Raw genomic sequence first — 20135 nt, 5'->3', positions numbered from 1 at the left:
GCGAAGACGGTGGACATCACCACGCACGAAGGGACTCCATGTCACGCATGATGGCCCGGGCTTCCTCGCGGTCGTCGGGGTCGTCGCCGGCCGCGACCGCCTCGCGGCGCGCCGTCTCCGCGCGCCGCAGGCGCCACGCCATCACGATCGCCTCGCGGATGACCTCGTCGGGGGCTTGACCGTCGGCTGTGAGTTCGGCCAGCGCGGTTTCGGTGCGCGAATCGGCCTGGAAGGTGACCACGCTCATATCTTCAGCGTACGGCACAGTCTTTTCGCAGGCTTTTGGGACAGACGGTGAGCGGTTCGGTGCAATCCGTATCCGTTGTGTGGTCATTTGTCATGCATTTTGGCTGTGCTCGCGGAAAGGTGAGCCGGCCACGGGGGCCGTGCCCCCGATGACCGGCTCGATCGCGCCGTCTAGTGCGCGGCGGAGTCCACCGTGAGGCGCTTGCGGAACACCCAGTAGGTCCATCCCTGGTACGCGAGCACGCCGGGGAGCGCGATCAGCCCGATCCAGGTGAGCATCGTCATCGTGTACGGCGCCGACGCGGCCTCGGCCAGGGTGAGACCCGGCAGGGGAGCGGGCCACAGCGCGCCGAACAGCGCGGCCGTGGTCAGCGCGATCGACAGCGCCGTGGCGGTGAAGGCCCAGCCCTCGCGGCGGCGCCACACCAGGGTCACGCCCGCGGCGAGCGCGGCCATGGCGAGCAGGGCGCACGCCCACAGCCAGGGGGACGCGGACCAGCTCGGGACGTCCATCGCCGACCCCGGCACGGCGGGCAGCGCGACGATGCCGGCGGGGACGGCGGCGGCCGAGGTGAAGAGCGCCGCACGCCGGGCCCGGGCGCGCACCGGCCCGGTCGTCTTCAGCGCCACGAACACGGCGCCGTGCAGGATCGCGACCGACAGGGACAACACGCCGCCGAGGACGGTCGCGAACGCGGAGCCGTACAGGAGGTTGCCGAACACCGCGCCCCACAGGAAGGCGGTGAGGACGCTGCCGGTCACGATCCCGGCGTCGCACAACGCCCGCTCCCGCCCGGAGCGGACCTTGCCGCGCCACTCCAGGCCGACGCCGCGCACGATCAGCCCGACCACGATGAGGAACATCGGGAGGTAGAAGCCGCTGAGCAGGCCCGAGTACCACGCGGGGAAGGCGGCGAACATCGCCCCCACGGCCGTGATCACCCAGACCTCGTTGCCGTCCCAGACGGGACCGATCGTGCCGATGACCTGGCGGCGCTCGGCGTCGCTCCGGGAGAGCAGCGGCATCAGCGCCCCGACGCCGAAGTCGAACCCCTCCAGGACGAAGTAACCCGTCCAGAGGAACGCGATAACAATGAACCAGAACGTCGTCATCGAAGGTCTCCTCAGTACATGAGGGTCGGCGTGAGCCGGGCCGCGTCGGGGTCGGCGGCGGCCAGCGCGGGGTCACGGGGCGCGGGCGGCAGTTCCGGCCCGGCCTTCACGTGCCGGACCAGCAGGACCGCCTCCGCCAGGGCGAGCAGGCCGTACAGGACGGTGAAGACGGTCAGCGAGATCGCCACCTCGGTCAGGCCGACGCCGGGCGAGACGCTCGCGGCGGTCAGCAGCTCGCCCTGGACGGTCCACGGCTGGCGGCCGATCTCGCTGAGCAGCCAGCCCGCGATGATCGCCGCCGTCGGCAGCGGGAGCGCCAGCACGCAGGCCCGGGCGAACCAGGACGGCACCGGCGTCACCGCGGAGCCACTGCGCCGTCCGGCGCGGCCGCGCCGCTTCCTGGTCAGCCAGAGGCCGAGGACCGACAGCCCGACGGTCGCCATGCCGAAGCCGATCATCACGCGGAACGACCAGAAGACCACGGGCAGGTTCGGCGTGTAGTCGGCCGGGCCGAACTGCTCCGCGTACCGCCGCTGGATGTCGTCCACGCCCTGGACCGTGGCGCCGGGATCGTGCGCCGCGAGCAGGCTGAGCAGGCCCGGCACCTCGACGCCGGGCACGATGGAGAAGCCCGCGCCCTCGGTGTCGCGGGTCAGCCCCTCGGCCGCGGCGAGCTTCATCGGCTGCTGCTCGCGCAGCAACTGGCCGGACAGGTCACCGGTCCCGGCGACCACGACCCCGGCCAGCGCCGTCATGACCAGCGCGCCGCGCAGGCTCGTCCGCCACATGTCGGTACGGCGGCGCAGCGGCACCGTGGCCTCGCCGCCGGTCTCGGCGGTGGCGGGGACGCGCCGGCCGGTGAGGCCGACGCCGCGCTCCCGCAGGATGCGGTAGCCGCTGACCGCGAGCACGAAGCCGCCTGCCACGACGAACGAGGCGGCGACGACGTGCGGGATCTGGGCGAGCGCGGTCGAGTTGGTCAGGACGGCCCACAGGTCGTTCATCCTGGCCCGGCCGCCCACCACCTCGTAGCCGACCGGGTGCTTCATCCAGGCGTTCGCGGCGAGAATGAAATACGCCGACAAATTGGACCCGATGACCGCGGCCCAGATGGCGGCCAGGTGGATCCGCTTGGGGAGCCGGTCCCAGCCGAAGATCCACAGGCCGAGGAACGTGGACTCCAGGAAGAAGGCGAGCAGCGCCTCCAGCGCGAGGGGCGCTCCGAACACGTCGCCGACGAAGGTGGAGTACTCGCTCCAGTTCATGCCGAACTGGAACTCCTGCACGATGCCGGTGACCACGCCCATCGCGAAGTTGATCAGGAACAGCTTGCCGAAGAACTTCGTCAGCGTGAGGTAGTGGTCCTTGCCGGTGCGGTGCCAGGCGGTCTGCAGCCCGGCCACGAAGACGCCGAGGCCGATCGTCAGCGGTACGAACAGAAAGTGGTACACGGTGGTCACCCCGAACTGCCACCGTGCCAGGTCAAGCGCGTCCATGTCCCCCTCGCGGGTGCCGGAGCTCTACACGTCGTAGTTCTACTAACAGTAGTACTACAACCTGTAGAGCAATTGGTGGGACGACTGCACCGCGAGATCTTTGTCACATACGAGGATCGATGCCCCCATGATCCTCGTTCGCGGCGCTCGCCCCGTTCTGACAAGAGAATGCGGGCCGGGCGGTCCCTCGTCGAAGGGACCGCCGACCTGACTCTCCGGGAACGCCTCCCGTGGCGCCCGATCTCAATCATGGACAGGTCGCCCGAAATCGGCGTCCACCGCTGGGCTGATTGCGCGGTACGCCGCGCGAGGGACACGGCGGTCCTCCGGCGCGATGTCTCGATGGGGCGGGGCGTACCGTTCGCTCCGCCCGCGTCGTGCCGCCGGACCCACCGGGTGCGGGTCCGGGCCCGGGGCGGGGGCGGGGGCGGGGGAGCGGCGGCGGGGGAAGCGCGCGCCGCCGGCCGGGATCGCGGGCGCGGTCAGGAGACGGGCACGCCTCCGGCCTTCAGGTACGCCCGCAGATCGCCGATCTCGTACCCCCGGCGCTTGATCTTGTTGACCAGGATCCGGAAGTCCCTGGCCAGGTTGGGCCGGAAGTGCAGCAGCAGGATGTCGCCGGGGCGCAGCTTCTTGTCCGGCACCTGATAGGCGATCTTTCCGCCGGGCTGGACGGTCGCGCTCCACATCATGATCGCCTTGATGCCGCACTCGCGGGCCGCCCGCGCGGTCGCCGCGTTGTGGTTGCCGAACGGCGGCCGGAAGAGCACGGGCCGCCGCCCGGTCTCCTTGTGGATGAGGGTGGACATCCCGCAGATCTCCGCCTTCTGCCTGTCGTACCCCAGCGTCCAGAGGTTGGGGTGGCTGAAGGTGTGGTTCTCGATCGGCGCTCCGGCGTCCCGCAGGTCCCGGAAGTAGTCCCAGCGGCCCGCGCCCACGTACCGGCCGCCGCCCGAGGCGGCGTCGGGGGATCCCGTCGCCTCGACCGCGTCCCGCATGGCGAACACGGTGATCGGGATGCCCTCGTCCCGCACCTGCTTGAGGAAGCCGGGATCCTGCTCCCAGCCGTCGTCGATGGTGAGGAAGACGACCTTCCGCTCGGTCGGGATCATGCTGATCACCGGCAGCCCGTTCGCGCTCTTGGGGATCCGCCGGACCTCGCCCGGCCGAGGGAGCGCGGCGCGGGAAGCCGGGGACGCGGAGGGCGTGGTCCGCTCGGCGCCGGGCGCGGACGAGCGCGACGTGGAGGGGGCCGTCGGCTCCGCCTGGGTGGTGCCGGTGCTTCCGCCCCCCGCGCATCCCGCCGCCAAAGTCAGTCCCATGAGCACGCCTGTCAGACGTCGGTTGCCCTTCATGACCAACAATCTTGGTCCAATCGGACATCAGGCGCGTATGGCAGAAACCCCTTGTATGGGGCCGATCGGGATGCCGTGTGCGTGCTGAGCAGCGGAAACGCGTAGGGCGGACGTTCCGCGCAAGAGCCGGCACTGTACGGACGGACGGGCTGCTTGACGAGGACCCGGCGCGGTCCTCGGCGGCATGTGCCATGCGGAGAGGCGGGCCATGCCGTGTGGACAGCCGGGGGCGGTGTCACAACCCGTGCCGCGGCTCCCGCCGTACGGAGGGGCGGCCGGGACCGCCGTGGGAACGGGCGTGGAGCGTGTCGCGCGGAGAGACCTGCCGAGGGCCGATCATGGGTGTGGGCAGATGTTGCCCTTATCCGCACTGCCGGGGACTCCCTAGTCTCCGGAGCCATAAGGGGTGCCAGAAGAGGTGATGGTGTGAAGATCACGGGAAGCGCCGTGCTCGGTGTGGAGCGGGGCCGTGTCTGGACGGCGCTGCGGGACCCGGGCGTCCTGGTGTGCACGATCCCCGGCTGCGAACGGCTCGAGGCCGTCGGCGACGACGTCTACAAGATGACCGTGAACGCCGGGGTGGCCTCCATCAAGGGGATCTACCAGGGCGAGGTCGCGCTCTCCGACCCGCACGAGCCGGAGCGTTTCGTGCTGCGGGCCCGGGGGCAGGGCGCGCCCGGCACCGTCGACGCCACCGTCCGGATCCGGCTCAGCGAGGTCGAGGGAGGCACCCGCGTCGATTACGACGCCGAGGCCGTCGTCGGCGGCATGATCGGCGGGGTCGGTCAGCGGATGCTCGGCTCCGTCGCGAAGAAGACCGCGGGGGAGTTCTTCACCGCCGTCGAGGAGCACCTCCGGTCCGCGGTGGCCGCCGCCGTCGAGACGACGGCCGTCCTCGACGGCCGGGCGGCCCTCGGTGCGCCGGCCTCCCCGGAAACCGCGGCCTCGGCCGGAACGCCGACCGCCGTTCCGCATGAGGCGGGCGTCGCGGCCGGGACCGGAGACCGGGCGGGGGCGGGAGCCGGGGAGGCGGGCGGCGCCTTCCAGGCCGTGCCGTACCGGCCGGTGGCGGGGCAGGTGTTCACCCGCGAGACGGCGGCCGCGGCCCGGCCGCAACGGACGAGCGTGCCTCCGTGGACGATGCTCGCCGCGTTCGGCATGGGCGCGGGAGTCGCGCTCGGCAGCGCCGTCATCGGCTGGGTGCTCGGCCGCCAGCGGCGCTGACCACCTTCGCCGGACCGGTCTGTACGCCAGAGGCCGGCGTCGGTGGGAATGGCGGGGTTTCGCGGCCGGTTAGAGCTGATCGTGAAGATTGAGATTTTCTCCGACGTCGCCTGCCCGTGGTGCTACATCGGGCACGTCCGGCTCGCCAAGGCCGTCGAGCTCTTCGACGGCGATGTGGAGGTCGTCCACCGGCCGTTCCAGCTCGCCCCGGACGCGGTCTCGGACGGGCAGCCGCTGCCGGCCGCGCTGGCGCGCAAGTTCGGCGGGCCCGCCCAGGTGGCGCAGATAACGCGCCGCGTGTCGCAGGCGGCCGCGGAGGACGGGCTGGAGTTCGACTTCGAGCGGGCGATCCAGGCCAACACGTTCGAGGCCCACCGGCTGATCTGGCTGGCGCGGCGCGAGGGACGCGGCGCGGAGGCGGTCGAGCGCCTCTTCCGCGCCTACTTCGAGGAGGGCCTCGACGTCGGCGACGCCGCGACGCTCGCGAAGCTCGCGGCCGAGCTGGGCGTCACCGACACCGGCGAGGGGGCCGACGAGGTCCGCGCCGAGCTGGCCAGGGCCCGCGACCTCGGCATCAGCGGTGTCCCGCTGTTCCTGTTCGAGGGCCAGTTCGCCGTCTCCGGCGCGCAGCCCGTCGAGACGCTGGTCGCCGCGCTCCAGGAGGTCCGGGCCCGTACGGCGGTCGCCACCGCCCAGGGGAACGACGCGAACGGCGACGCCTGCGACGACGGCTACTGCGCGGTCTGACGGCCGTCCCGGGCGGCCCCGGCGCCCGCATGATCAAGATCTTGTCCGTCCGGTTCCTCGACATCGGCGCGGGCATCCCGACCAGGGGCAACGTGCACGAGGTCGGCCACGCGGTCGATCCCGAGGCCCGTGTCGTCTACGTCGACAACGACCCGATCGTCGCGACGCACGGCCGGGCGCTCCTCAAGGGCGGCGGCCGCACCGGCGTCGTCGAAGCGGACATGCGGGCCCCGGAGACGATCGTCGACAGCCCGATCACGCGCGGGCTCATCGACTTCGACCGGCCGCTCGCGGTGCTGTTCGTCAGCGTGCTGCACTTCGTGGACGACGACGACGCCGACCGGGTCGTCGCGTACTTCCGCGAGCGGATGGCCCCGGGCAGCTACCTGGTCATCGCCCACGGCACGCAGGGGCGGCTGAGCGAGCAGACCCTCTCGGAGACGCGGCGCGTCTACGAGAAGTCCAGCGCCGCGCTCGACGACCGCGCGCCCGAGCGCATCGCCGAGTTCTTCGACGGCTTCGAGCTGGTGCCGCCCGGTCTGGTGGACGTGGCCGACTGGCGCAACGACAACGATCACATCGAGCACAGCTCGGGCGGCTACGTGCTCGGCGGCGTCGGCCGCCTCCTCTGACGGCCGCCTCCTGACGGCGAGTCTCCTCGGCGGGCCCGGACGCGTCACGGGGGCGGTGCGGTGGCCGGTCGCGTCCGGCTTCGGGAGAGGGCGTTCCGGCCGTCCCCGAGCCGGACCGCCTCCCGGACGCCGGGGTGGGGGCCCGCCGGAGCGGGCCGCGTCAGGCGAGGGCGTCCTGGCCGCTGAGGGCGGCGTGCGGGGCCGGGGCGCCGAGGTCGCCGCTCCTGTGGTGACGGCGGCACAGCACCCGGTAGTGCACGCCGGCCTCCGCCGCCTCGTCCGGCTCCACCGAGTCCGGCGGAGCGGCCGACCCGGTGTCGGCGATGACGACCTGCTCGCCCGTCCTGGCCATGACGCCGCCGACGACCCGGGCGTTCAACCGCCCGGGACGCCCGCACCAGCACAGGACCTCCACCTGCAACCGGGCGACCTCGTCGGCCAGCTCGAACAGCCGCTGCGCGGCCGGGAACATCTGGGACCTGAAGTCGGAGGCCAGGCCGAAGGCGTAGACGTCGACGCCGTGGTCGTCCACGAGGTCGGCGAGCTGCTCGATCTGCTCCACGCTGTAGAAGCAGGCCTCGTCGCAGATCAGATAGTCGATGCGGTCGTACGCGGAGACCAGCTCGACCAGGTCGAGTCCATCCACGACCTCGACGGCCTCGTTGCCGATGCCGATCCTGCTGGTGACCCGGGGCCCGCCCGAACGGTCGTGCTTGGTCAGCACGATCCCGCGCCTGCCCTGCCGCCGGTGGTTGTAGTTCATCTGCAGGGCCAGCGTGGACTTCCCGCAGTCCATGGGACCGTAGAAGAACTTGAGCACGGCGTCCCGGAGCCCTTGGCCGGGTGAAGAAGACAAGGCAGACAGATCAGTCACGGGGCGTCAGCTTACTGGTAACGATCCGCCGGTCGGGGGCGCCGCCGTCGCGCCCGTGCCACCGCGTTCCGGGCGGCGCTTCGGCGAGGGGGCTTTCGCGAACGTGCTTTCCGCGGCCCGGTCACTCGGAGAAGCCATGCCGCCTGAGCCGGTCGATCATCTCGTCCATCGTCCGGGGTTCGAGCCAGGCCGACCTGCTCCCGCCCGCCGTCAGCGGCTCACGGCCGCCGACGAGGGTCCGTTCGGCTCCCCGCCGCACGAGCCCGGGATCCTCCAGGACGAGGCCCTGCGGGTGGGCCCCCATGATCTTCGCGCCCTCGGGCAGGGGGTCGCCGGGCGAGCGGATCCCCATGTTGTACGGCGGCCTCTCCCCGCCGAACACGAGCACCCGGGTTCCCGCCGGGATGCGCTTCGCGAAGCGGCTGACCGGCTCCTCGTATGCCCGGTCGAACTCGATGAACATCATGCCGCCCCGGAGTGACGGAGTCGTCCGCACACCTTTCAGCGGGTGGGTGATGCGCACCCTCATCAGGACGAAGGGGACTGGCGGGTCGCCCGGAAGGACGCCGAGCGTCGGCCCCTCTTGCCACCCGTCCACGACGCCTCCGGCCACGATGGACGACCTGTCGGCGAGGGCCTCGGGAGAGGGCATCGGGTCGTAGTCGGCCCCTCCTCCCCGGGACGGGGACAGTTTGAGCGAGCCGCCGGTCGGCTCGGCGGTGGGAACGGGCCGGGCCGGGGTGGCCGCGGCGTCCGCCGTACCGCTCGGGGCCGGGCCCCCCGGCGTGCGACCGCCCGTGCCACCCGTGCCGTCCGTGCCACCAGTGCCGCCCGTGTCCGATGGACGCGGCACGCCGGCGCTCGCCGCGCGTCCGGCGGCGCCCGTTCCCGCTGGATCCGTCGTGCCCGCGCATCCGGCGAGGACGAGCGCCGCGGCGAGCAGCGCCGCCGGGAGCGGCGTCGCGCCGGGGAGGCCGCTCCGCGGAAGGCCCAAGGGACGCCTCGCCCGATCGCGGTCCATCCGTCCGCCTTCCTCCTGGCCCGCGCGCCCGTGCGCGAGCGCGTCCACCTCTGAAAGCCGTCCGGAAGCCGCCCGGGGGCGCCGCCGTGCGATGCTCCACGATGTCGCGGGACGTCCCCTGATGCCCCGAGAGGTCCCGTCTCCGGTCCGTACGCGTGATCCTAGAGGTGATGATCAACGGGGACGACCCGGACGAGATAACCGCCATGTGGAGGGGCAGTGCTGTTGGCGTGATCGCCTACAACATGGGACATTCCTCTTCATTGGAATCGCAGGAGGTGCGGATGACCACGCCGGAGGAGCAACCGGAGACGACGCCGAGCCCGCTGGAGGCGATGATGATCGCCGACGACACGGCCGCGGCCGAGGCGGACGCCGCCCGCTGGCGTTACGGCTTCTACGTGGTCCTCACCGGCCTCGTCGTCACCCTGGTCGGCTTCAGCGTCGCCGTGGTGAGCACGGGCCAGGCGAGCACCCTCTTCGCCGGGCTCGCCGGAGTCGTGGGAACGCTCACCGGCGCGTACTTCGGGGTCCAGAGCGGCCAGTCGGGGAAGGCGAAGGTCGAGGCCGAGCTGCGCCGGGTCAACGACCGCGCCATGCGGATGGCGTCGTACGTCGGGCCGCAGCACATCGAGGAGATCATGGGACGGGCTCCCGGAGGCAAGGCCGTGACCCGCTGGCCGCGCCCGCCCCAGACGCGCTCCTGACACCCGCCCGGAACCTGTTCCCCGGCCCCCGCCCCGGGGCCGATCCGGGGCCATTCCGGGACAGGTCGGCCCTGGCCCGATCCGGCTCCTGACCGCCGGATCGCCTCGGGGCCGTTCCTCAAGACGCCCCAGGCCGTCCCGGGTGGGCCGGGCGGGTGCGGCAGCCTGTGACGAGGATTCGCCGATTCTTCGGCAGAGTGCGCCGGTTCCCGCCGCCCGCGCGGGTCTGTAGACACTGGAACATGCCTAGCGTCCGCATCGGGGTCGACACCGGAGGCACGTTCACCGACGTGGTCCTGGTCGACGAGCACACCGGCAAGATCGTTACGACCAAGACTCCATCGACTCCCGCCAACCCGGCCGACGGCTTCATGGCAGGCGTGCACAAGGTGCTGGAACTGCACGCCGCCGCGCCCGGAGAGGAGCCGGAGGGAGGACCCGCCCCGGCGCTGGACGGCGTGTCCGGCATCGTCCACGGCACGACGGTGGCGACCAACCAGCTCCTGGAGGACCGTGCCGACGGCACGGCCCACCTGGGCTTCGTGACCACCGAGGGCTTCGAGTTCTTGCTGGAGATCGCGCGGCAGAGCGTGCCCGACGGGTACGGCAACTCCTACTTCTGGGTGAAGCCGCCCCGGATCGTCCCCGTACACCGGGTCAGGACGGTGGGCGGGCGGCTCGACCACCTGGGCCGGGAGGTCCGGCCGTTCGACGAGGACGAGGCGGCCGCGGCCGCCCGCTGGTTCCGGGACCGGGGCGTCACCGCGATCGGCGTCTGCTTCCTCCACTCGTACGCCAACCCCGACCACGAGCTGCGGATGCGGGAGGTGCTGGAGCGGGAGCACCCCGAGGCGGTCGTGTCCCTGTCGAGCGAGGTCCTCCGCGAGTACCGGGAGTACGAGCGATCGGTGACCACGCTGGTCGACGCCGCGGTCAAACCGGTCATGCGCCGCTACATCCAGAACCTGTCCGACCGGCTCGGCCGGCAGTTCTCGATCATGAAGAGCAACGGCGGCGTGTTGTCGGCCGCCGAGGTCGTGCACCAGCCCATCACCACGGTCCTGTCCGGACCCGCGGCGGGCGCGCTCGGCGCCGCCCTGATCGCCGGTACGGCGGGCCGCCCGAGCGTGATCACCCTGGACGGCGGCGGCACCTCCACCGACGTCGCCGTGGTGGTCGAGGGCGAGCCGTCGCTGACGACCGAAGGCAGCATCGGCCGCTACCCCTGCAAGATCCCGATGATCGACATCGTCACCGTGGGCGCGGGCGGCGGGTCGATCGCCTGGATCTCCCCGGAGGGGACGCTGAAAGTCGGCCCGAGATCCGCGGGAGCCGACCCCGGGCCGCTCTGCTACGGCAGGGGCGGCACCGAGGTGACCGTCACCGACGCCCACGTCTTCCTCGGCCGGGTGCCGCCGCACCTGCTCGGCGGTGAGATCCCCCTCGACCTGGCGGCCGCGAAGGCGGGCATCGAGGCCCTGGCCGGCAAGCTCGGGCTGACCCCGGAACGCTGCGCCACCGGCATCCTGGAGATCAGCGCCTTCAACCAGTCCAACGCGATCAGGCAGATCACCGTCAAGCGCGGGCTCGACGTGCGCGACTTCCCGATGGTGGCGTTCGGCGGATCCGGCCCGCTGCTGGCCTGCCGCCTGATCGACATCCTCGGCCTGCCCGCCGCGATCGTGCCGCCCAACCCGGGCAACGTCTCCGCGTTCGGGCTGCTCACCGTGGACGTCAAGAACGACTACGTCCGCACCCACGTCTCCCGCTCGCCCGCGCCGGACGCGCTGGCCGGGATCTACGCCGAGCTGGAGGCCCAGGCGGCGGACGCGCTCGACCGCGAGGGGTTCGCCGAGCACGTGTACGCCCGCAGCGCCGACCTCCGCTACTACGGCCAGGCGTACGAGGTCCGGGTGCCCGCTCCCGGGGGCGCGATCGACGACGCCTGGTGCGCCGGCGTGGTCGAGCGCTTCCACTCCGAGCACGAGAAGCTCTACGGGTACGGCTACCGCGACGACCCCCGGCACGCCGTCGAATGGGTCAACCTGCGCGTATCCGGCATCGGCCCGATCACCCGCCCGTCCGTCGCCCGCGTACCGGAGCAGGTGGGCGAGGCGAGCCCGGTCGCGACCCGCGAGGTCTTCTACGAGCGGTGGGGGCGCACCGTGATCTACCGCCGGGCGGACCTCGGCGCGGGGGCGGTGGTCAGGGGCCCGGCCGTCGTCGAGGAGTACGGCTCCACCCTGCCCGTCCACCCGGGCTTCACCGCCACCGTGGACGACCACGGAAACCTGGTCGTGGTGAGCGACCGATGAACGAGCAGAGGAGCGAACCGATGACCCCCTCGGCACCCCTGGCGGACCCGGTCCTCGTGGAGATCGTGGAGGGGACCCTCGCCTCGGTCGAGAAGGAGGTCGAGACCGCCATCGCGCGGACCGCCCGCTCGCCGATGATCCGCGACGCGCACGACTTCCGCGCCGGCATCCACGACGTACGGCTCCGCAAGCTGACCGGCCGGTCGTACTCGGCGCTGGTCCAGCCCATCGTCCGGGACTTCCCTCTGGAGACGATGAAGCCCGGCGACGTGTTCTTCCACAACGACGTCTACCTCTCCGAAGGCGGGATCGGGCACCTCCCGGACCTGTGCGTGACCGTCCCGGTGTTCCACGGGGGCGAGGTGGTGGCCTTCGTGCAGGCGTTCGGCCACCACGACGACATCGGCGGCGCCGTCCCCGGCTCGATGCCCTCGCACGCGCGCAGCGCCTTCGAGGAGGGCCTGATGGTCCCGCCGATCAAGCTGTGGGACCGGGGCGTGCCCAACCGCGCGGCGTTGACGATCATGACGCGCAACTCGCGCATGCCCGACTCCCTCGCCGGCGACCTCGACGCCGAGTGCTCCGCCTGCCTCATGGGCGCGCGCAGGCTCGGGGAGCTGTTCGACCGGTACGGCCGGACCGCCGTCGAAGCGTGCTTCGACGCGATCATCACCAAGACGACCGAGACGTTCCGGCGCGAGCTGCTGACGAAGATCCCCGAAGGCGTCCACGTCTGGGAGGACTACGCCGAGCACGACGGCGTGGACGAGCCCCGGCTGCACACGCAGCGCATCACCCTGACCGTCGACCACGCCGCCGAGGTCCCGCTGACGATCGACTTCACCGGCACGTCGCCGCAGGCCAAGGGGCCGATCAACCATGCGGGCGACTACGCGGACGGCGTCTTCCTCAAGAAGTGGCTCGCGCCGATCCTGCGCAACCTCGCCGACACCCCCGAACGGATGGCGGAGCTCGACGTCAACGAGGGCGTCGTCCCGTTGATCAGGATGGTCTTCCCGGAGAAGGGCACCCTGCTCACCCCGATCTTCCCCGCGCCGACGAACGCCCGGACGTTCGTGATCCTGCGCCTGCTCGGGGTGCTCGCGGGCGTGCTGGCCAAGGCGACCGGCGGCCGGATGCCCGCCGACCAGGAGACCATCAGGTACACCGGCGTGTACGGCGACTCCGACGACGGTCCGTACCTCATGCGGGAGGTCCTCGGCGGCGGCTCCGGCGGCCGCTGGTACGCCGACGGCGAGGACACCATCCACGTCGTCCCCGACTCGCGCAACATCCCCGTGGAGTTCGCCGAGGCCCGCTGGCCGTTCCGGGTGGAGCGGCTCGGGCTGGCGGTCGACAGCGGCGGCCCGGGCGAGTACCGCGGCGGCCTCGGCTACGACAAGCACATCCGGATGCTGCGCGACGCGTCCTTCATGTCGATCGCCGACCGGTCGATCCTGTCCTGCTGGGGCGTCAACGGGGGCCGGGCGGGCCGGCCGTTCGTCGTCACCGTGAACGACCGGGAGATGGAGGGCCTGGTCGACGACTTCCCGGTGCGCGCCGGCGAGATCGTCCGGGTGCGCACCACGGGCGGCGGCGGGTGGGGCTCGCCGTACGATCGCGACCCCGAGGCGGTCGCCGCCGACGTCCGCGACGGCAAGGTCTCGCCGGAGGCCGCGCGGGAGGACTACGGCGTCGTCCTGGACGGCCCCCGCGACGGCCTGCGCGCCGACCACGAGCGGACGGCGGAGCTGCGGGAGTCCCTCCGGGCCGCCGTGCCGGAGGGGTCCCCCTTCTTCGACCGCGGCCCCGGGTACCCCACTCTCGCCGGCGGCCTCCCGTACGCCGAGGTCGACACCGTCTGATCCGGCGCCGGGGGTGCCGCACCCGCGCGAGCGGGACCGGCACCCCCGGTGACCTACCACCCCCGCCAGGGATTCGTCAGTTGCTTGTAGGTCCTGCTGTTCACGTTGGGAGCCGTGTAGACGGTAAGCATGACCACCCCGTCGGAGCCGGGCTCCATGGCGAGGATCTTCGTCCGCCAGACTCCGTTGCATTCCTTGGTCTCGGTGCTTTTGATGGGCTCGAACATGCTGATCTCCGTCGCCAGCATCATCCGGGCGCAGTGCCCGTCGCCGGGTCCGGAGTCGCGGAGCTGCGCGGAGACGGTGACCCATGTTCGCTTCTCGGTGCGGTCCCTGCGCCAGGTCACCGTGATGTTCCGCAGCTGCGCCCTGGCCTTCCCGGTCTCGGGATACTGCAGGTAGGAGATCCTGTACGTCTTGACATCGATTCCCCGCTGAGCCGATGCCGTCGCCGACGCGGCCGACGGGGCGGCGAGCGCCGCGAGTGTGAGCCCCGCCACGAGCGCGGCGCGCAGAGGTCGTTTCACTGTGCCCCCAGTGATGGTGGAATACGTGCGGGGCAAGGATCCGGCATGTCGGTATACGGCGCGTATATCGCCTGGTGCGGCGCCCGGGCGTCGAGCCCTCCGGGCGAGGATCCGGCGGTCGCGCGCAGCGGCGATACGGTCACGGGTCGATACCGACGCGATGCGGTGATCTTGACAACCCCTATTTACACCGAAAGATGGAGAAATATCGGACTTTGCGGACGTGGGGCGTGAGTGGAATTCCGTATTTTCGGCCCGTTGACCGTGTCGAATGGGCGCTCGGGGGCGAACGTCGACATCGGGAGCGCGGGTAAGCCACGGCTCCTGCTCGCCCTCCTGTTGTCACGGGCGCGGCATCCGGTCTCCATCGACTGGCTGACCGACGCCCTATGGGGTGACGCGCCCCCGCCTTCGGCCCGGCGCAACACTCAGCTGTACGTGTACCGGCTGCGGCGCGTCCTCGGGCAGGAACGCATCATCGGGCATCGGGACGCGTACTCCGTGGACGCCTCGGACGACGAGCTCGACGCGCTGCGGTTCGAGCGGCTGGCCGGTGCGGGAGATGCCGCGCTCGCCGGCGGCAGCCCCGGCCAGGCGGTCGAGTGCTTCAAGACGGCGCTCGCGCTGTGGCGTGGCGAGCCGTACGCGGACTTCCCGGAATGCCGGAATCTCGTCGTCGAGGCGGACCGCCTCACCCAACTGCGCCTCATGGTGCACGAGAGATGCGCGGAGGCCGAGCTGCAGCTGGGCCGAGCCGCCTCGCTGATCCCTGAACTGTCCGAGCTGGCGAGCCGGCATCCGTTGAACGAACGGGTCGGCGCCCTGTTGATGCTCGCCCTCCACCGGTCCGGCCGCAGGGCGGAGGCGCTGGAGTCCTTCCGCAGAATCAGGGGAAACCTCGTGGCGGAACTGGGACTGGAGCCCGGTGCCGAGCTCCGCGAGCTGCACCAGCGGATCCTCGAAGCGGATCCGTCGCTGGATCACGAGATGCGGGAGCCTGCGCCGATCCGGGCGTGGAGCGCTCCGGGCAATCTTCCGGCCGAGGCGACCAGTTTCGTCGGACGGCACGAGGAGATGGCGACGGGAATCCGGCTCCTGCGCGACTCGCGGCTGGTCACGCTCACCGGTGTGGGAGGAGTCGGCAAGACGAGGTTGGCGATCAGGCTGGGACATGAGCTGGCCGGCTCGTTTCCCGAAGGCGTCTGGCTGATCGACCTCTCGGCGGTGCGTGACCCCGACCTGGTCGCCGAGACCGTCGCCAGGACGTTGGGAATGGCGGGCCGGACGACCTCCTCGCCCGTCGCCGAGCTCGGGGCTTACCTGTCGAACGGGCGGGCTCTGCTGATCCTGGACACCTGTGAGCACCTGATCGGCAGTTGCGCGGCTCTCGCGGAGTCCCTCCTGCGCGAGGTCCCCCAACTGCGGGTTCTGGCGACGAGCCGTGAGCCGCTGGGCCTGCCCGGCGAGCAGATCTTCACGGTGAACCCCATGTCGGACGACGCCGTGACGCTCTTCGCCGAACGGGCCAGGGAGGCCGATCACGGTTTCGCCCTCACTGACGGCAACCGGGAGGCGGTGACCCGACTCTGCCGGCTGCTCGACGGCATTCCACTGGCCCTGGAACTCGCCGCCGTCAGGATGCCCGTGCTGTCGGTCGAACAACTGCTCGACCGGATCGACGAGAGGTTCGCGATTCTCGGCGGCAGCAGGACCGCGCTGACCCGGCATCGGGCGCTCAGCGCGGCGATCGGCTGGAGCCACCAGTTGTGTTCGGCGGAGGAACGCCTGCTGTGGGCGCGTCTTTCCGTTTTCCCGGCGACCTTCGATCTGGCCTCCGCCGAGTCGGTGTGCGCCGACGAGCACCTCCCGCGACCTGTCGTCTGGAAGGCCCTGACCGGACTGGTGAGCAAGTCGGTCGTGACCCGCGACCGGAGACTCGACGCGCCGAGATTCCGGCTCCTCGACACCATCCGCGAGTACGGCCGCGGCTGCCTGCGCGAACTGGGTGAGGAGGAGCGCGGGCTCAAACGGCACCATGACCACTTCCTGGAGTTGACCAGAGGGTTCGAGAACGAGTGGTTCGGGGCCGATCAGATCGGCTGGTACGAGCGCATGCTCCTGGAGCACGCGAACGTGCGGGCGGCGCTGGACTTCGGCCTGGCCAGGCATGAGGAGCGTCGATCGGCACTGGAACTGGTCGCTGACCTGTGGCCGTGGTGGGCGGCCTGCGGGTTGCTCCGCGAGGGTCGGCACTACTTGGAGCGCGCGCTCAGGCTCAACGGCGAGGCGTCTCCCGACCGGATCAGGGCGCTGTGGGCCTGCGGGCACATCGCTTCGGGGCAGGGCGATCTGGACGGCACCAGGCGGCTGGCGGCGGAATGCCGCGAACTCGGACAGGCCGATCAGGTCGCGCACATCTACGCCCTTCACCTCGAGGGCCTGGCCGCCGCGCTGGACGGCCGTCCCCACGCGGGCGCGGATCTGACCGGTCAGGCGATCGCCCGCAACGAGAGGAACGGGGGAGCGGTGACGCGGCTGCTCGTCTTCCTCCTTCCTCACGCGTTCGCCCTGTTGCACGCCGGGGAGCCGGAGGCGGCGATGCGCGTCGTGGAGGAGCATCGGGAGATCTCCGACGGACGCGGAGAGCGGTGGACCCGCGCGTGGGCCGACTACATCGGCAGTCAGGTGAGTCTCGCCACGGGGAAGGCGGCGGCGGCGATGAGGCAGGCCACCGACTCGCTGGAGTTCAGCCACCGGATCAACGACACCGTGGGAATGGCGGGATGCATCGATGTGCTCGCCCAGGCGCTCAGCATGGCGGGCGACGGCGCCCGGGTGGCGCACCTCCTCGCCTTCAGCGACCGTATGTGGCGGCATTCCGGCTATCCCCGGTTCGGCTCCCATCAACTGCGCGCGACCCGTGAACATTGCGAGGTCCGTTCCCGTGCACTGATCGGTGAGCAGGCGTTCGACGGGATCTACCGCGAGGCGCTGGACATGAACCCGGAGGAGGCGCTCTCCTACGTCTTGGCCCTCTGCGAATAGCCGAAAACGGGCGCCGGGTGGCGTGTAGCGGCGGGCATCGCCGGCGGCGGCGCGCCGACGACCCCCGCCGTCGAAACGCCCGGCGCCGGAGTGCCGTGCGGAAGTGGCAGGGTTTCCCGGGGCGGGTCGGCAAGACCTGACAGTTGCCCCGCCAGGGCGACCTGGCAGGCTAGCGGTGACACTCGAGCCGCATGGAGGATGATCTTGGCGGGACCGCTGGACGGCATCGTCGTTCTGGACCTCTCCCGGGCGCTGGCCGGCCCGCACGCCGGCCAGATGCTCGGCGACCTGGGCGCCCATGTGATCAAGGTGGAGCACCCCTCCTCCGGAGACGAGTCGCGCGGCTGGGGCCCGCCCTTCGTCGGTCCGGATCACGATATTTCCACCTATTTCCTGGCAGCCAACCGCAACAAGCAGTCCATCGCCGTCGACATGAAGACCCCCGGCGGCAAGGACCTCATCGAACGCCTCGTACGGCAGAGCGACGTCCTGATCGAGAACTTCCGCACCGGCGTCCTCGACCGGCTCGGCTTCCCGGTCAGCCGGCTGCACGAGCTCAACCCCCGCCTGGTCGTCCTGTCCATCACCGGGTTCGGGCACGACGGCCCCGAGGGCGGCCGCCCCGGATACGACCAGATCGCCCAGGGCGAGGCCGGGCTGATGTCCCTCACCGGGCCGTCCCCGGACGAGCCGTACCGGGTCGGAGCCTCGATCGCGGACCTGCTCGGCGGCATCCACGGGGCGTACGGCGTCGTCGCGGCACTCTATGAGCGCGAGCGGACAGGACGGGGCAAGGTCGTCCGGACGTCACTGCTCGCCTCCGTCGTCGGCGTGCACGCCTACCACGGCACGGCCTGGACGGTCGGCGGCCGGGTGCCGAAGGCCGCCGGCAACCACCACGCGTCCATCGCGCCCTATGGCGCCTTCCACTGCGCCGACGGCATGATCCAGATCGCGGTCGCGAACGAGGGCCAGTGGCGGAAGGTCGCCGTCCTGCTCGGCATCGACCCGGACACCCCGAAGTACGCCGCCAACCCGGAGCGGTTCGCCCACCGCGACGAGCTGATCGCCGACATGGAGAAGGCCCTCGCCGCGCACGATCGGGCGCACTGGCTCGCCGCGCTGGGCGAGCTGGGCGTTCCGGCGGGCGCGATCCGCACGATCGACGAGGTGTACGCCTGGGACCAGGTCAGGTCGCAGGGCCTGCTCGTCGAGGTGGACCACCCCGTACTCGGCCCGATCGAGCTGCCCGGCCCGCCGCTGCGCTTCGAGGACGCGGGAACCGGGGAGGAGCACGCCCGCCGCCACATCGCGCCGCCCCTGCTCGGGCAGGACGGCGACGCCGTGCTCGGCTGGCTCCGCGCGCGCGAGAGCGCCCCCGAGAGCGAGCGATGACGAGGCCCGACGCCCGGGCCCTGATCCGCCGGGTGCTCGACGCCGACTCGTGGAAATCGTGGGACGAGCCGCTCGCCGACCCCGCCGAGCCCGGTTCCCCGTACGCGGAGGAACTGCGGGCGGCCAGGGAACGGACCGGCTACGACGAGTCCGTGATCACGGGGGAGGGCACACTCGACGGCAGGCGCGTCGCCGTCGCCGTCTGCGAGTTCTCGTTCCTGGCGGGATCGATCGGGGTGGTCGCGGCCGAGCGGCTGACCCGCGCGGTCGAGCGCGCCACCGCCGAGAAGCTGCCCCTGCTCGCCGCCCCCGCCAGCGGCGGCACCCGGATGCAGGAGGGCGCCCTCGCCTTCGCCCAGATGGCCAAGATCACCGCGGCGGTCGCGGCCCACCGCGCCGCCGGCCTGCCGTACGTCGTCTACCTGCGCCACCCCACCACGGGCGGCGTGCTCGCGTCGTGGGGGTCGCTCGGCCACGTGACGGCGGCGGAGCCCGGCGCGCTGATCGGCTTCCTTGGCCCGCGCGTCTTCGAGTCCCTGTACGGCTATCCGTTCCCCGAAGGCGTGCAGGTGTCGGAGAACCTGTACGCCCACGGGCTGGTGGACGCGGTCGTGTCCGCCGAGGACGCGAGGGAGATCGCCATCCGGGCCCTCTCCGTCCTCTGCGCGCCCAGGACCGGCCTGGCCCGTCCGCCCGAGCCCGAGGAGGGAGCCGAGGAGGCCGAGGCGTGGGAGGCGATCACCCGTTCCCGCCGCGACGACCGCCCCGGCGTGCGCAGCCTGCTCAAGCTGGCCGCCTCCGACGTCACGCCGCTGAACGGCACCGGCGTCGGCGAGAACGACCCCGGAATGTTGCTGGCGCTCGCCCGGTTCGGCGCGGTCCCCGCCGTCGTGCTCGGGCAGGACCGACGGCGGCTGAGAGCCGGAGGGCCGCTCGGACCCGCCGGGCTTCGGGTCGCCCGCCGAGGCATGCGCCTCGCCTCCGAGCTGGGCCTCCCGCTGGTCACGGTGATCGACACGGCGGGCGCGGCGCTGTCCAAGGCCGCCGAGGAAGGCGGGCTCGCCGCCGAGATCGCCCGCTGCCTGGCCGACCTCGTCATGCTCGACGCGCCGACCGTCTGCCTGCTGCTCGGCGAGGGCGCCGGCGGCGCCGCGCTGGCCCTGCTGCCCGCCGACCGGGTGATCTGCGCCCAGCACGGCTGGTTGTCGCCGCTGCCCCCCGAGGGCGCGGCGGCGATCCTCTACCGGACGGTGGACTTCGCCCCCGAGATCGCCGCCGCCCAGGGCGTACGCGCGGCCGACCTGAAGCGGGACGGCGTCGTCGACCGCATCGTGGCCGAACGGCCGGACGCGGCCTACGAGCCCGAGGCGTTCTGCCGCCGGGTGGCCGCGACCCTCGAATACGAGATCGCGGACCTGCTCGCCCGGCCTCCCGCCGACCGGACCGCCGCGCGGCTCGCCCGCTACCGGGCGCTGGGCACCTGACCGGCGCGGATCTCCCCTGCCACCGCGCCGAGGAACGCTGATCCGCACCCCGCCCCGGCGGCCTACGGCGGGCACGGCCCGGCGGCCCG

The 20135-nt window shown here is 71.9% G+C and carries 16 protein-coding genes; 9 read left to right on the top strand and 7 right to left on the bottom strand.

The features are described 5' to 3' along the window. Window positions 1-16: 16 nt before the first annotated feature. The 4 genes from AWQ70_RS14865 to AWQ70_RS14850 all read right to left on the bottom strand — a co-directional run bounded on the left by AWQ70_RS14865 (window position 17) and on the right by AWQ70_RS14850 (window position 4177). Entirely contained in the window at window positions 17-247 is a 231-nt protein-coding gene (locus AWQ70_RS14865) for a hypothetical protein (protein ID WP_067175864.1), read from the bottom strand. Between the two features lie 170 nt (window positions 248-417). Further along, window positions 418-1359, bottom strand: coding sequence for a cytochrome d ubiquinol oxidase subunit II (gene cydB, locus AWQ70_RS14860; protein ID WP_067175861.1), 942 nt, complete (start codon window positions 1357-1359; stop codon window positions 418-420). An 11-nt stretch (window positions 1360-1370) separates the two neighbouring features. After that, complete coding sequence (locus tag AWQ70_RS14855) at window positions 1371-2855, bottom strand: cytochrome ubiquinol oxidase subunit I (RefSeq protein ID WP_067175858.1); 1485 nt, start codon at window positions 2853-2855, stop codon at window positions 1371-1373. Window positions 2856-3337: 482 nt separating this feature from the next. Next, on the bottom strand, window positions 3338-4177 hold the full coding sequence (locus AWQ70_RS14850) for a polysaccharide deacetylase family protein (protein ID WP_067175854.1): 840 nt from the start codon (window positions 4175-4177) through the stop codon (window positions 3338-3340). A 459-nt stretch (window positions 4178-4636) separates the two neighbouring features. Here AWQ70_RS14850 and AWQ70_RS14845 point away from each other — a divergent pair, with 459 nt between their 5' ends. The 3 genes from AWQ70_RS14845 to AWQ70_RS14835 all read left to right on the top strand — a co-directional run bounded on the left by AWQ70_RS14845 (window position 4637) and on the right by AWQ70_RS14835 (window position 6813). Further along, the gene (locus AWQ70_RS14845) at window positions 4637-5434 is read left to right on the top strand and encodes an SRPBCC family protein (protein ID WP_067175851.1); all 798 of its coding nucleotides are present in this window, start codon (window positions 4637-4639) and stop codon (window positions 5432-5434) included. 81 nt (window positions 5435-5515) lie between these two features. Further along, complete coding sequence (locus AWQ70_RS14840) at window positions 5516-6181, top strand: DsbA family oxidoreductase (RefSeq protein ID WP_067175848.1); 666 nt, start codon at window positions 5516-5518, stop codon at window positions 6179-6181. A gap of 29 nt (window positions 6182-6210) precedes the next feature. Then, on the top strand, window positions 6211-6813 hold the full coding sequence (locus AWQ70_RS14835; protein ID WP_067175845.1) for an SAM-dependent methyltransferase: 603 nt from the start codon (window positions 6211-6213) through the stop codon (window positions 6811-6813). A gap of 160 nt (window positions 6814-6973) precedes the next feature. Here the strand turns inward: AWQ70_RS14835 and AWQ70_RS14830 are convergent, their stop codons facing one another. Continuing rightward, window positions 6974-7687, bottom strand: a complete 714-nt coding sequence (locus AWQ70_RS14830; RefSeq protein WP_084517070.1) for a thymidine kinase — start codon at window positions 7685-7687, stop codon at window positions 6974-6976. Between the two features lie 121 nt (window positions 7688-7808). Further along, complete coding sequence (locus AWQ70_RS14825) at window positions 7809-8681, bottom strand: hypothetical protein (RefSeq protein ID WP_157530074.1); 873 nt, start codon at window positions 8679-8681, stop codon at window positions 7809-7811. 311 nt (window positions 8682-8992) lie between these two features. On the opposite strand from AWQ70_RS14825, the gene AWQ70_RS14820 reads away from it, so the two are divergent. From AWQ70_RS14820 to AWQ70_RS14810, 3 genes are all read left to right on the top strand, one after another. After that, window positions 8993-9415: a hypothetical protein gene (locus tag AWQ70_RS14820; protein ID WP_067175841.1), complete on the top strand. Its 423-nt coding sequence runs from the start codon at window positions 8993-8995 to the stop codon at window positions 9413-9415. 242 nt (window positions 9416-9657) lie between these two features. Continuing rightward, the gene (locus AWQ70_RS14815; protein ID WP_067175838.1) at window positions 9658-11730 is read left to right on the top strand and encodes a hydantoinase/oxoprolinase family protein; all 2073 of its coding nucleotides are present in this window, start codon (window positions 9658-9660) and stop codon (window positions 11728-11730) included. Window positions 11731-11750: 20 nt separating this feature from the next. Then, window positions 11751-13595, top strand: coding sequence for a hydantoinase B/oxoprolinase family protein (locus AWQ70_RS14810; protein ID WP_067175960.1), 1845 nt, complete (start codon window positions 11751-11753; stop codon window positions 13593-13595). 53 nt (window positions 13596-13648) lie between these two features. Here AWQ70_RS14810 and AWQ70_RS14805 read toward each other — a convergent pair whose 3' ends face one another. Continuing rightward, the gene (locus tag AWQ70_RS14805; RefSeq protein WP_157530073.1) at window positions 13649-14122 is read right to left on the bottom strand and encodes a hypothetical protein; all 474 of its coding nucleotides are present in this window, start codon (window positions 14120-14122) and stop codon (window positions 13649-13651) included. Window positions 14123-14386: 264 nt separating this feature from the next. On the opposite strand from AWQ70_RS14805, the gene AWQ70_RS14800 reads away from it, so the two are divergent. The 3 genes from AWQ70_RS14800 (at window position 14387) to AWQ70_RS14790 (ending at window position 20046) form a co-directional block, all read left to right on the top strand. Continuing rightward, entirely contained in the window at window positions 14387-17167 is a 2781-nt protein-coding gene (locus AWQ70_RS14800) for an ATP-binding protein (protein ID WP_245646968.1), read from the top strand. 198 nt (window positions 17168-17365) lie between these two features. Next, window positions 17366-18562: a CaiB/BaiF CoA transferase family protein gene (locus tag AWQ70_RS14795; RefSeq protein ID WP_067175833.1), complete on the top strand. Its 1197-nt coding sequence runs from the start codon at window positions 17366-17368 to the stop codon at window positions 18560-18562. Then, complete coding sequence (locus tag AWQ70_RS14790; RefSeq protein WP_067175831.1) at window positions 18559-20046, top strand: carboxyl transferase domain-containing protein; 1488 nt, start codon at window positions 18559-18561, stop codon at window positions 20044-20046. The genes AWQ70_RS14795 and AWQ70_RS14790 overlap by 4 nt, the downstream gene beginning before the upstream one ends. Window positions 20047-20135 lie beyond the last annotated feature (89 nt).

It is taken from the genome of Microtetraspora niveoalba, assembly GCF_001570405.1.
Taxonomy (GTDB): Bacteria; Actinomycetota; Actinomycetes; order Streptosporangiales; family Streptosporangiaceae; genus Microtetraspora; species Microtetraspora niveoalba.
Note: the sequence above shows the minus strand (reverse complement) of the source record. Positions and strands in the feature narration are given on the sequence as shown.

Bases quoted from the DNA above. Each gene is read 5' to 3' on its own strand.
- AWQ70_RS14865 (WP_067175864.1), bottom strand. From the start codon at position 247: ATGAGCGTGGTCACCTTCCAGGCCGATTCGCGCACCGAAACCGCGCTG.
- cydB (WP_067175861.1), bottom strand. From the start codon at position 1,359: ATGACGACGTTCTGGTTCATTGTTATCGCGTTCCTCTGGACGGGTTAC.
- AWQ70_RS14855 (WP_067175858.1), bottom strand. From the start codon at position 2,855: ATGGACGCGCTTGACCTGGCACGGTGGCAGTTCGGGGTGACCACCGTG.
- AWQ70_RS14850 (WP_067175854.1), bottom strand. From the start codon at position 4,177: ATGGGACTGACTTTGGCGGCGGGATGCGCGGGGGGCGGAAGCACCGGC.
- AWQ70_RS14835 (WP_067175845.1), top strand. From the start codon at position 6,211: ATGATCAAGATCTTGTCCGTCCGGTTCCTCGACATCGGCGCGGGCATC.
- AWQ70_RS14820 (WP_067175841.1), top strand. From the start codon at position 8,993: ATGACCACGCCGGAGGAGCAACCGGAGACGACGCCGAGCCCGCTGGAG.
- AWQ70_RS14815 (WP_067175838.1), top strand. From the start codon at position 9,658: ATGCCTAGCGTCCGCATCGGGGTCGACACCGGAGGCACGTTCACCGAC.
- AWQ70_RS14810 (WP_067175960.1), top strand. From the start codon at position 11,751: ATGACCCCCTCGGCACCCCTGGCGGACCCGGTCCTCGTGGAGATCGTG.
- AWQ70_RS14795 (WP_067175833.1), top strand. From the start codon at position 17,366: ATGATCTTGGCGGGACCGCTGGACGGCATCGTCGTTCTGGACCTCTCC.
- AWQ70_RS14790 (WP_067175831.1), top strand. From the start codon at position 18,559: ATGACGAGGCCCGACGCCCGGGCCCTGATCCGCCGGGTGCTCGACGCC.